Source organism: Streptococcus suis, assembly GCF_017601095.1.
Classification (GTDB): domain Bacteria; phylum Bacillota; class Bacilli; order Lactobacillales; family Streptococcaceae; genus Streptococcus; species Streptococcus suis_Z.
This window is the reverse complement of record NZ_JAGFUX010000010.1, coordinates 67716-79957: the sequence shown is the minus strand read 5'-3', so window position 1 is coordinate 79957 and position 12242 is coordinate 67716. Positions and strand designations below refer to the sequence as shown.

General features: G+C 46.8%; 9 protein-coding genes. 2 read left to right on the top strand and 7 right to left on the bottom strand.

The window, feature by feature from the left end; genetic code table 11:
- Positions 1–5272: discoidin domain-containing protein (locus J5566_RS08830; RefSeq protein WP_208562983.1), on the bottom strand; the 5272-nt coding region annotated here is incomplete at its 3' end.
- A gap of 399 nt (positions 5273–5671) precedes the next feature.
- Here J5566_RS08830 and serS point away from each other — a divergent pair.
- Together serS and J5566_RS08820 are read left to right on the top strand one after the other, a co-directional pair.
- Positions 5672–6946, top strand: coding sequence for a serine--tRNA ligase (gene serS / locus J5566_RS08825; protein WP_208562982.1), 1275 nt, complete (start codon positions 5672–5674; stop codon positions 6944–6946).
- Between the two features lie 18 nt (positions 6947–6964).
- Positions 6965–7180, top strand: a complete 216-nt coding sequence (locus J5566_RS08820) for a PspC domain-containing protein (protein WP_208562981.1) — start codon at positions 6965–6967, stop codon at positions 7178–7180.
- A 37-nt stretch (positions 7181–7217) separates the two neighbouring features.
- Here J5566_RS08820 and J5566_RS10570 read toward each other — a convergent pair whose 3' ends face one another.
- The 6 genes from J5566_RS10570 to J5566_RS08790 all read right to left on the bottom strand — a co-directional run bounded on the left by J5566_RS10570 (position 7218) and on the right by J5566_RS08790 (position 12232).
- Positions 7218–7877, bottom strand: coding sequence for a CPBP family intramembrane glutamic endopeptidase (locus J5566_RS10570; RefSeq protein WP_348002283.1), 660 nt, complete (start codon positions 7875–7877; stop codon positions 7218–7220).
- Positions 7878–8007: 130 nt separating this feature from the next.
- Positions 8008–8673, bottom strand: a complete 666-nt coding sequence (locus J5566_RS08810) for a CPBP family intramembrane glutamic endopeptidase (RefSeq protein WP_208562980.1) — start codon at positions 8671–8673, stop codon at positions 8008–8010.
- Positions 8674–8675: 2 nt separating this feature from the next.
- Positions 8676–9143, bottom strand: coding sequence for a GNAT family N-acetyltransferase (locus J5566_RS08805; protein ID WP_208562979.1), 468 nt, complete (start codon positions 9141–9143; stop codon positions 8676–8678).
- 64 nt (positions 9144–9207) lie between these two features.
- On the bottom strand, positions 9208–9981 hold the full coding sequence (locus J5566_RS08800; protein ID WP_208562978.1) for an acetyl-CoA carboxylase carboxyl transferase subunit alpha: 774 nt from the start codon (positions 9979–9981) through the stop codon (positions 9208–9210).
- Entirely contained in the window at positions 9978–10844 is an 867-nt protein-coding gene (gene accD, locus J5566_RS08795; protein WP_208562977.1) for an acetyl-CoA carboxylase, carboxyltransferase subunit beta, read from the bottom strand. The genes J5566_RS08800 and accD overlap by 4 nt, the downstream gene beginning before the upstream one ends.
- A gap of 14 nt (positions 10845–10858) precedes the next feature.
- A complete protein-coding gene (locus tag J5566_RS08790; RefSeq protein WP_208562976.1) occupies positions 10859–12232 on the bottom strand; it encodes an acetyl-CoA carboxylase biotin carboxylase subunit in 1374 nt (457 codons plus the stop codon).
- Between the last annotated feature and the right edge of the window lie 10 nt (positions 12233–12242).

The following is a 12242-nucleotide window of genomic DNA, read 5'->3' as shown; positions in this document are numbered from 1 at the left end:
CTTGTTCGCCTGGTTCGCCCTTAGGTCCTTGTTCGCCTGGTTCGCCCTTAGGTCCTTGTTCACCTGGTTCGCCCTTAGGTCCTTGTTCACCTGGTTCGCCCTTAGGTCCTTGTTCACCTGGTTCGCCTTGTGGACCTTGAGGGCCGCGAGGTCCTACGAGACCTTGATCACCTTTGGCACCATCTGCTCCCGGATCACCCTTGTCACCTTTTGGACCCTCTGGACCAATTTCGCCTCGCTCACCTGGGTCACCTTTTTCGCCCTTGAGCCATGTTTGAACATCGACATCATCGACATCATCATCACTATCTTGGTCTCCAATTGTTTCCACGAACCATTCGTAGAAACCACCAGGTTTCACTTCGCCATGAACTGTTGTATAAACAATTGCATAATTGCTAAAGTGAGTAGCTTCAAATGTTACAAAGCTACGGTCTGTATCTTCTTCAAATACTTGTTCAAATTCAAGTGTTTCAGGATCACGACCTTCTGGCAAGAAGACAACACGTGAAACAGTTTTACTTGAATCAACAGGTAATTTCACAATTGCTCGGAATGGATCATCGATATGATTGCCTTCTCCATCGACAAGTTCAAGATCATAGACAACCGCATCTTTACCAGCTACTGCATCTGGCAACTCAACAACTGGAGTTACTTCGAGTCGAACTGCTGCTTCTGCACCAGAATTTACAGTTACTGTGATGTCTGTCGGACTATCTGTGAAGATACGATCAGGATTTTGAACTTCCTCGCCGCCTGAAGCGTCGCCGCCTGAAGCGTCACCGCCTGAAGCGTCGCCGCCTGAAGCGTCACCGCCTGAAGCGTCGCCACCTGAAGCATCGCCACCTGAAACATCGCCACCTGAAGCATCGCTACCTGAAGCGTCACCGCCTGAAGCGTCGCCACCTGAAGCGTCACCGCCTGAAGCGTCGCCACCTGAAACATCGCCACCTGAAGCGTCACCGCCTGAAGCATCGCCACCTGAAGCATCGCCACCTGAAGCATCGCCGCCTGAAGCGTCATCGCCTGAAGCATCGCTACCTGAAGCGTCACCGCCTGAAGCGTCACCGCCTGAAGCATCGCCACCTGAAGCGTCACTGCCTGAAGCATCGCCACCTGAAGCATCACCGCCTGAAGCATCGCCGCCTGAAGCGTCGCCACCTGAAGCATCGCCACCTGAAGCGTCTCCACCTGAAGCATCGCTACCTGAAGCGTCACCGCCTGAAGCGTCGCCACCTGAAGCGTCGCCACCTGAAGCGTCACCGCCTGAAGCGTCACCGCCTGAAGCATCACCACCTGAAGCATCGCCACCTGAAGCGTCGCCACCTGAAGCATCGCCACCTGAAGCGTCGCCGCCTGAAGCGTCACCGCCTGAAGCATCACCACCTGAAGCATCGCCACCTGAAGCGTCGCCACCTGAAGCATCACCACCTGAAGCATCGCCACCTGAAGCATCGCCACCTGAAGTGTCTCCACCTGAAGCATCGCCACCTGAAGCATCGCCGCCTGAAGCATCGCTACCTGAAGCGTCACCGCCTGAAGCATCGCTACCTGAAGCGTCTCCGCCTGAAGCATCGCCACCTGAAGCATCGCCACCTGAAGCGTCACCGCCTGAAGCGTCACCACCTGAAGCATCGCCACCTGAAGCGTCACTGCCTGAAGCATCACTGCCTGAAGCATCGCCACCTGAAGCATCGCCACCTGAAGCGTCTCCACCTGAAGCATCGCTACCTGAAGCGTCACCGCCTGAAGCGTCGCCACCTGAAGCGTCACCGCCTGAAGCGTCACCGCCTGAAGCATCGCCACCTGAAACATCGCCACCTGAAGCGTCGCCACCTGAAGCATCACCGCCTGAAGCATCGCCGCCCTCACTTGGGGAGGCAGGATCTACCGGAAGCTCATTAGATTCGTCAGGATTCTCTGAAATTGGTTTTTCTAAAGGAGAGGCCTGATAAAACTTCACTTCACGAACTGTTAGGAATTGATCTGTTCTATTCCCAGCATTATCGAGAGCTGCTATAAACGTTAACTCAACACTATCAACCTGACTACCATTCAATTCTAAATTACTTAATGTAGCTGAACGATGAATTGATGAAACAATTTTTTCTTGTACAACTTGACCTTGGAATTTCGTTACAACCTTATACTCTGCAACGGATCCTTGACGATCTGGACGAGTGTAAACCGTAATTCCGCTTAAAGCCTTGGGTTCCGTTAAAGTAAAGGTCACTTTTTGTCCCAATCGTTTTTGATGCGAACCTGGACCCCATTTCAATTCAGTTCCGTTTGAATAGCTTCCATCAATCAATCTCTCAACACCGTAGCCAGACTGGAAAGCTGTTGGATCTTCTGCTTGTACTTGAATGTGAGAACGTTCAACTTGAGTTCCACGAATACCTGAATCTTTCTTGAAGAAACTTATACCTTTTACAGTCAAGTCGCCCGGTGTCACTTGACCACTTGCATTGACTGCTTGTTTAAAGGTTACTGTAACTTTTTTAATACCACTAAAGCTTCCTAAAGAATAGGTTGCAGTTGGAGTTTCTTTCGCAACTGTAACATCTTGCTCTTCTCCAATTACCTGGTCATTCTCACCGTATACAGTAACTGAAAATTGGGTCAAAGTACCGTTATTATTGAGACGTTTGTAAATTTCCAGTTTTTCAAGATCTTGAAGTTCTGTAAACGTAAAATGAACGGATTGAGGCATCCGTTTACTGCCTCCCCAGAGCATTTCTGTCAAAACCGTATTTTCTACACCAGATGATCCATCCCCAATATCACCATTGGTTAGATTTTGAACTCCACGTGGCCAATCAGTCGTATTTTGCCAAGCCGTTGCGTCACCTGCCGTAACTTGAATATATTCTTTCGATAATTCAATAAAGGCATGCTCACCTAATACATATAATGGATCCTCAACGTTTTGTGAATCTGAATTAGGAGCACCAGTGTCTGATGTCGGTGAACTTTGACCACTGCCGTCGCCACTTGAAGCATCACCACCTGAAGCGTCACCACCTGAAGCGTCACTACCTGAAGCATCGCCACCTGAAGCGTCACCACCTGAAGCGTCACCACCTGAAGCGTCACTACCTGAAGCATCGCCACCTGAAGCATCGCCACCTGAAGCGTCGCCGCCTGAAGCATCGCCGCCTGAAGCGTCACCACTTGAAGCATCGCCGCCTGAAGCATCGCTACCTGAAGTATCACCGCCTGAAGCATCGCCGCCTGAAGCATCGCTACCTGAAGTATCACCGCCTGAAGCATCGCCGCCTGAAGCATCACCACTTGAAGCATCGCCGCCTGAAGCATCGCTACCTGAAGTATCACCGCCTGAAGCATCGCCGCCTGAAGCATCACCACTTGAAGCGTCGCCGCCTGAAGCATCGCCGCCTGAAGCATCGCCGCCTGAAGCATCGCTACTTGAAGCGTCACCGCCTGAAGCGTCGCCGCCTGAAGCGTCGCCACCTGAAGCATCACCACCTGAAGCATCGCCGCCTGAAGCATCGCCACTTGAAGCGTCACCGCCTGAAGCGTCACCACCTGTAGCGTCGCCACCTGTAGCGTCGCCACCTGTAGCATCCCCCTCACTCGGATTTTCCACTGGATCAACCGGAACTTCACCATTTGCTCTGATAATTCTACGAGGCTGACTTTCAACTCGTTCAATTACTGGTTCTAGAGATGCGATTCTCTCTTCCAATGGTTGTCCATTTCGAGTTAGATGTTTCGTTTTTGTTGTTACAGTCCCGGCTACTCCATCCTCAATTACGTCTTCAACTGAACCTCGAGGGATATCGTTATTGAGTACAATCTCTTCCTCAATTGGCAAATACTCTACTGAAGATTTTTCAACAATCTTGTAAGCATTGACTTTAAAGTCAGAAGCAGCAACTATCTTACCTCTATTTTGAGTCTCATGATGGTGAGTTTCGACAGCTCCAAGACGAATTTTTTTAGCAATGATAGGGTCAAATTGGATAAATTTGCGTGAAACACCAACTCCTAGAGTGAATACTTTCTGGGTGTCACTACCATAAACATTAATCCGCTTCCAGTCTTCTGTCTCGCTATCCGTTTCTTTATATTCAATAAATCCTCTTCTGATATTACCAGTAGAAGTTCCTCCAGATACTCTTGGAAGGTACTCTGCGTGACTGACATAAGCTGCTTCAGAAAGCGTGAGTTCCAAATATTGTGGATTAGTGAGATTGTTTTGACTTGGATTACTTGCCCAGTATGTGGCATCGCTATTATCAGTTGCAGCTGTTGCCGGTCTGCTGCTTCCACCATCATTTGGGTCATGGCTTGTAGCCGAGACTGCTGAAACAGATACCAAATCTAAAGATGACTTCTCTGCTGTACCTCTTGGAAGGAACTCAGCAGCTGTGACTCTTTTATTCTTTTCTTCATCACGCCAGTGTTCCGTCTCAATTGCTTCTAATCGGAAATACCGAGCAGTCACTGGATTGATACGAATTATTTTCGTCATAGTACGATGAGCCGTTGTAAATGTGATACTTTGATCGTCATTTACCGTTCCTCTACCGTTCAGAACCTCGGTTGGAGTAATCAAGTCCCATCTTTCACCATCTTGACTAGAATATAATTTTAACTTGGTGATGTTACCAGTAATCTGTGTAGCATTAAATTGGCGTGGCGTATAATCAATTTGGTTAACTAATGCAGACTCTTTTAACTTAGTGGTAAAATACTGTCGTGTTTCCGGTGTATTATCTACATTAGGGTTTGAAGTCCAGTATGTACTATGATCGTCATCGTAGGCATTACTCGCAACATTTGGTTGTTCAGTTGATGTTGCCCCATCATAAAACAGATCAATAGGAACATTAACCCTAACTGGTTCTACAAGAGGGGCTGGGCTTGGTACTTCCTCCGCTGTACGAGTCGTTCCAGGCACTGAAGCTTGTTCTTCTTCACCAAGGTCGATTTCAGTTTCATGACCAGCCGCTTCATTGTTCGGTGCTGGAGTTGTTTCTTCCAGTGTTGTCGTTGGCTGTGGAGTTGGTGGCGCTGCCTCAAGCGGTTGTTCTTCTCCGTCTATAACAATTCCATCTGATTCATTTGGTTGGACTTGGACAGTGTTTGGTTCAACAGAAGTTGTTTCTGTACTTGCCAAAACAGTTGGTGCTTGTAACATACCTGCCAAGAATACCCCAACAACGACTGAACCAACACCCCAGTTTCGCTTACGTATCGAATAGTGATACAACTTTTGATAATTTTTATCTTGTCTATTCATATTTTCCTCCATTTTTTATTTCAAAGATAAAAGTGATTACCAATTCGTCTCGTTTATACCTCCCTTGTATTTTTCGATATATAGATATATAATTTACCAATAATATATTAACATAGAATGAAATCGCTTGCAAGTGGTATATATAATCTAATAAAAAATTTTTCACTTTCGTTTACAAGTCTGTAGTTTTAAGGTATAATCTAAGAAACGGATAAGTAATATCAGGCGTTTTTCAGAAAGTCTGCGGTCGCTGCGAGCAGATAGATAAATGATACGAAATTCTACCGTTGGCTAAAAATGACATACTTAAAGTGCACAGAATGTGAAGCTGGATGGAACCGCGGTAACTATCGCTCCAGCATTTCTCATTCTGTGTTTTTTATACAAAAGGAGACAACTATGCTAGATATCAAACGTATTCGTACAGATTTTGACGGAGTGGCTACCAAATTAGCTACTCGTGGTGTGGCTGCCGAAACCTTGGCAAACATCAAGGAATTGGATGCAAAGCGCCGTGAAATCTTGGTTACTGTTGAAGAGTTAAAAGCAGAGCGCAACACCGTTTCTGCGGAGATTGCCCAAGCAAAACGCAACAAGGAAAACGCTGACGACAAGATTGCGGCTATGCAAAAATTGTCTGCGGACGTGAAAAATTTGGACGCTCAACTCTTGGAAATCGACGAACAATTGAACGCTATCCTTACTGTGCTTCCAAATACGCCACATGACTCAGTTCCTGTTGGGGCAGATGAAGAAGAAAACGTAGAGGTTCGCCGTTGGGGAACTCCTCGTGAATTTACCTTCGAGCCAAAAGCACACTGGGACTTGGGTGAAGACTTAGACATTCTGGACTGGGAACGTGGAGCAAAAGTAACCGGAGCCCGCTTCCTCTTCTACAAGAACTTGGGTGCCCGCTTAGAACGCGCTCTCTACAATTTCATGTTGGACGAACATATCGCAGAAGGCTACCAGGAAATCATCACGCCTTACATGGTCAACCATGACTCTATGTTCGGTACTGGTCAATATCCTAAGTTCAAGGAAGATACTTTCGAGTTGGCAGACACTAACTTCGTCCTCATCCCAACTGCGGAAGTGCCATTGACCAACTTCTACCGCAACGAGATTTTGGAAGAAAAAGACCTGCCAATCTACTTCACAGCCATGAGCCCATCTTTCCGTTCTGAAGCTGGTTCTGCTGGTCGTGACACCCGTGGTCTTATCCGCCTCCACCAATTCCACAAGGTTGAAATGGTCAAATTTGCCACACCAGAACAGTCTTATGATGAATTGGAAAAAATGACGGCAAATGCAGAAAATATCCTTCAAAAATTAGGTTTGCCATACCGCGTGTTAGCCCTCTGTACAGGCGATATGGGCTTCTCAGCTGCTAAGACCTACGACTTGGAAGTCTGGATTCCAGCCCAAAATGCCTACCGTGAAATCTCCAGCTGTTCCAACACAGAAGATTTCCAAGCCCGTCGCGCCCAAATCCGCTACCGCGACGCTGCTGACGGCAAGGTTAAATTGCTCCACACCCTCAATGGGTCTGGTTTAGCAGTTGGTCGTACCGTGGCTGCCATCCTTGAAAACTACCAAAATGAGGATGGCTCTGTTACTATTCCCGAAGTACTCCGTCCATACATGGGTGGTGTAGAAGTGATTAAACCATAGCATCTGGAGATCAACAGTATGAAAAAGAAATTGTACAAAGATAAAAGCCGCAAGGAACTTGCTGGTGTCATCGCTGGCCTTTACGATTACTTTGACCTTTATGGAAATTATGGTTGGAAGCTGGAAAATGTTCGATGGGTTGTTGTTATCTTAGCAATTGTGACCAATTTACCCTTTTTAACCACCTACATTATCTTGGCCCTACTCTTACCTGATAAATCCGAACTCAGTTAATGCATACAAAAAGCGACTCCTTCTAGGAGTCGCTTTTTTATAGATAATAAAAAATAGTTGCGATTAGATTGTTTACCAAGTGCACTGCAATCGGATAAATCAGATAGCCTGTTTTATGATAGAGAGTTGACAAAATGATACCACTCCCCGCATAAATCAACCATGAACCGATGTCCGTTGGTCCATGAAGCAATCCAAAAAGAAGGCTTGAGGCAATAATACCAAACAAAACATAGGAACCAAATAATTTTTTGAAAAAATATCCCCGCAAGATGACTTCTTCTCCAACTGCCGGTAATAAAGCGGTGGTCAGGGTTGCTAGCCAAAACGGGACTCCTTTCAAGGATTCCATAATCAAGGCCTCGTTGACAGTTGTTTCTGCCCCTTGTAGCTCCAATAAAAACAAGCCAAACATATCCATCAACTGCATAACCGCAAAGGTTAAGATGACGAGAGCAATTCCATCCCAAGAAAGAATCTTGGAATCCCAGACGGGAAGGCTATTTTTTTCAGCCCGCCACCAGAAAAAGACCACAATTGCTACTGTCGCAACCCCTGTAATCAGCAGAAAAATCTGCGATTTGGACTGCTCCAGAATCAAATCTGGGATGACAAAAATCAATAAAAAACCAAAAGCTCTCAAGATGACCCAAATCTTTCTGCCTATCCATTCCATACCTTGACTTATTTTTTTCACATTTTTCTCCTATTCTTTTTCATATGGTTTAAGCCCCGTCCTCTCCTTCAGGCTTTTTTGCTTTTCTTTATAACCAAACTTACCTAATCTCCTACCTATTTCGAGCACCACTTTGCTCTGTTTATTCTGTCTAAAAATAGTAAAATGCCACCACCGCCCAAGCATTATTGATAAAATGGACTGCAATGGGATAGATGAGGTAATCTGACTTATAGTACAAGTAAGCTAAGATAAAACCTGGACTGGCATAAATGATCCAAGAGCCCAAATCTGTTGGTCCATGCAGGAAAGCAAATACCAATCCAGATACCACAATTCCCAAAATCTTGTACTTTTCAAAAAACTTTTTGAACAGATAACCTCTGACAATGATCTCCTCTGTAATAGCTGCCTGACAGGCTATTCTTACAAAGGCTAAGCAAAAAGGAATCGTTTGTAACAGCTTGTCAATGTCAATCTGATTAGCCGTATCTTCAATCCCTTGAAGGTCCATAATAGTATGCCCTAAGATAGAAGAAAGGCTGGTAAATAGTAAGGTTAGGGCGACCAGTCCAAGTCCCTTCCAAGTAAGGAATTTTCTATCCCAAATGGCAAGCCCTTTCCTTTCTGCCAACCAACACATAAAGACCATAATTCCAATAGAAGATAGGCCGGCAGTCCATTGAGCGACTGGCGAGGTGGATTTTTGCAATATGAAAGTTGGAATGAGTTCAAGAAGCAATAATAGAAAGGCCTGCAATAAAATCCAGTTTTTCCTACAAATCCATTCCAATCGTTGACTGAATGTTTCTAGCATTTCTAACCTCCTCCTAGCCACTTCTCCATATAGACCATATCCGTACCCTCCTGCTCAGGCTCGGTTCTGATAGCCTTATAGTCGAGTTTTTCGTAGAAAGCGACCAATCTAGGCTCCTGCAAGACTGTACAGAGTACCCACCGCTTGACTATAGGATAAAGGCTTTCTAATTCTAACATAGCCTTGTGATCATAGCCTTTTCCTCTGTGGACTGGATTAATGCCGATCAGACCTAGCCAGCCCTGGTCTGTATCTTCAGCGACTGTTGTTTGTACTAATCCGACTGTATGCTCTTCCTCGATAATCTTGTAGTAGGTGCAATTTGGTCGTGCAAAGCGTGATTGGAAGTAGTCCATGGTTTCAATGGCAGGGTTGTACTGGTCATGATAGGTTTCATACAAGGCTGCAAAGGCTCGGTACTGAATAGGTAGCAATTCTTCTGCGTTTGATAGATCTGCTTTTACTAACATGGAAAACCTCCTGAAAGTCATTTTATCCATTGTATCAAATGTCACAAAAAAATACTAGGTCTTCCTAGTATTTTCTAAAGCGTTGATAGCGGTTTTCGAGTAGTTGATCAAGTGGCAAGGCTTGTAGTTGAGCCAACTGGCTGACCAGGTTTTCCTTGATGTCAGCCAAGACTTCCTTGGTCGCTCTGCCATTTTCCAAAACAACCCGATCGACCACTTGGAGTTTCTCCAACTCGTATGACGTGATCTTCATGAGTTCTGCCGCTTCCATGGCCCGACTGCCGTCTTTCCAGAGGATAGAGGCGAAACCTTCGGGGCTGAGGACGGCGTACATGGAGTTTTCCAGCATCCAGACCTGGTCTGCAACTGCCAGAGCAAGGGCTCCACCAGAGCCTCCCTCGCCGATGATGATGGCGATAATAGGTACCTTGAGGTCGCTCATCTCCATGAGGTTGCGGGCAATGGCCTCACCCTGTCCACGCTCCTCGGCACCGACACCGGGATAGGCTCCAGCAGTATTGATGAAGGTGACAACGGGACGGCCGAACTTCTCCGCCTGTTTCATGAGGCGAAGGGCCTTGCGGTAGCCTTCTGGGTGGGGCTGACCAAAGTTACGTTTTAGGTTATCTTGAAGGTTCTTGCCCTTTTGGATACCAATAACTGTCACAGGCTGACCTGCTAAAAAGCCAATCCCACCGACAATTGCTCCATCATCACGGAAATTGCGATCGCCGTGCAATTCGATAAAGTCATCAAAGAGCTGTGTGGCATAGTCCAAGGTGGTCAGGCGAGCCTGGTCACGTGCCAAACGGATCATACGTGCTACATCACTGGTCATCTGACACCTCCATGCATTCTCAGCAAGCGACTGATGGTCGCTGGCAAGTCCTGGCGTTTGACAATAGCATCGACAAAGCCGTGCTCTTGTAAAAATTCAGCCTTCTGGAAATCATCTGGCAGATTTTCACGCACAGTTGACTCTATAACCCGTCGTCCTGCAAAACCAACCAAGGTCTGCGGTTCTGCTAGGATAATATCGCCTTCCATAGCAAAACTAGCCGTCACACCTCCTGTTGTGGGGTCTGTCAAGACCGTCAGGTAAAAGAGGCCAGCATTGGAATGGCGTTTCACGGCTGCAGAAATCTTGGCCATTTGCATCAGGCTCATGATTCCTTCCTGCATGCGAGCACCACCAGATGCGGTAAAGAGGACAACTGGCAAACGCTCTTCAATCGCCAACTCAAAGAGGCGGGTGATTTTTTCACCGACCACCGTGCCCATAGAAGCCATGATAAAGTGCGAATCCATGATGCCAAGGGCAAGTGGCTGACCGCCGATGGTCGCCTTGCCTGTCAAAACAGCCTCGTCCAAACCTGTCTTTTGACGGGTGGCTGCTAATTTTTCTAAATAATTGGGGAAGTCCAGCGGATTTGTGGTTTCAATCCCTGTAAACAATTCCTCAAACGAACCGTCATCGACTGTCAAAGCCAGGCGTTCCTGGGCTGTAATCCGAAAATTATAGGAACAGTGTTGACAGGTTTTCTCTAATCCCAAATCCTTCTTGTAGAGGATGACCTTACAAGCTGGACATTTGGAAAAGAGTTCATCTGGCACCTCTGGCTTTGCTTGAGGTGCTGACTCTATCCGCGAACGATTGGGATTGATGCGGATATATTTGTCCTTTTTGCGAAACAAAGCCATAGCATTCTCCTAGTTTACTTTTTTAATTCTTCCTGATAGCGAGGTAAAAATTCTTCCATGAGATAGGCAGTATCGTAGTCACCTGCCACCACTCGCTTGTCGGAAATCAAGTCCAGCTGGAAGTCGGTATTGGTCTCCACTCCGTCAATTTCCAATTCGTAGAGGGCTCGCTGCATCTTCATCAGGGCTTCAAAACGATTTTCTCCATGCACGATGACCTTGGCAATCATAGAGTCATAGTAAGGTGGAATGGTGTAGCCTGGATAAACTGCTGAATCCACACGCAGACCGACTCCTCCGCTTGGCAAGTAGAGATTGGAAATCTTACCTGGACTTGGAGCAAAGTTAAAGGCTGGATTTTCAGCATTGATGCGGCATTCAATAGCATGACCTGTAATCTTCACATCTTCTTGGCAGACACTGAGTTCCTGCCCAGCCGCGATCTTGATTTGCTCCTTGACAATATCCACACCGGTGACAAATTCGGTAACAGGATGTTCTACCTGCACCCGTGTATTCATTTCCATGAAGTAAAATTCACCCTTGACTTCATCCAAGAGAAACTCAATGGTTCCTGCATTTTCATAGCCAACTGATTGGGCTGCACGAACTGCAGCTTGACCGATACGGTCCCGCATGGTCTGACCAATGGCGATGGATGGTGCCTCTTCTAAGACCTTCTGGTTGTTGCGTTGAAGGGAACAATCCCGTTCTCCCAGATGAATAACATGGCCGTGTTGGTCCGCTAAAATCTGCACCTCGATATGCCGGGCTGGATAGACAACACGCTCCATATACATAGCTCCGTTGCCAAAAGCTGCCTTGGCTTCGCTGGAAGCTGATTCGAAGGCTGGTACTAAGTCTTCGGCTTTTTCAACCTTACGAATCCCCTTGCCACCACCACCTGCCGATGCCTTGAGCATGACAGGGTAGCCAATCTTCTCAGCGATCTCAAGAGCTTCTTGGCTGGTCAAAACTTCTCCGTCTGACCCAGGAATGACAGGTACTTGGGCCTTAATCATCTCTGCCCGTGCATTGATTTTATCGCCCATGGTATCCATAACTGTCCCAGAAGGGCCGATAAATTTGATACCAACCTCTTCACATAGGGTGGCGAATTTAGAGTTTTCACTCAAAAATCCAAAGCCAGGATGAATGGCCTGGGCACCTGTCACAACAGCCGCCGAGATGACCGCCTGCATATTGAGATAGGAGTCTGTCGAACGGGCCGGGCCGATACAGACAGCCTCATCTGCCAACATGGTATGGAGAGCTTCCTTGTCCGCTTCTGAATAGACAGCCACCGTCACAATTCCTAGCTCTCTGGCCGCACGAATGATCCGCACCGCAATCTCACCACGATTGGCAATCAAAATCTTCTCAAACATGATGAATCCT

Bases quoted from the DNA above. Each gene is read 5' to 3' on its own strand.
- serS (WP_208562982.1), top strand. From the start codon at position 5,672: ATGCTAGATATCAAACGTATTCGTACAGATTTTGACGGAGTGGCTACC.
- J5566_RS08820 (WP_208562981.1), top strand. From the start codon at position 6,965: ATGAAAAAGAAATTGTACAAAGATAAAAGCCGCAAGGAACTTGCTGGT.
- J5566_RS08810 (WP_208562980.1), bottom strand. From the start codon at position 8,673: ATGCTAGAAACATTCAGTCAACGATTGGAATGGATTTGTAGGAAAAAC.
- J5566_RS08805 (WP_208562979.1), bottom strand. From the start codon at position 9,143: ATGTTAGTAAAAGCAGATCTATCAAACGCAGAAGAATTGCTACCTATT.
- J5566_RS08800 (WP_208562978.1), bottom strand. From the start codon at position 9,981: ATGACCAGTGATGTAGCACGTATGATCCGTTTGGCACGTGACCAGGCT.
- accD (WP_208562977.1), bottom strand. From the start codon at position 10,844: ATGGCTTTGTTTCGCAAAAAGGACAAATATATCCGCATCAATCCCAAT.
- J5566_RS08790 (WP_208562976.1), bottom strand. From the start codon at position 12,232: ATGTTTGAGAAGATTTTGATTGCCAATCGTGGTGAGATTGCGGTGCGG.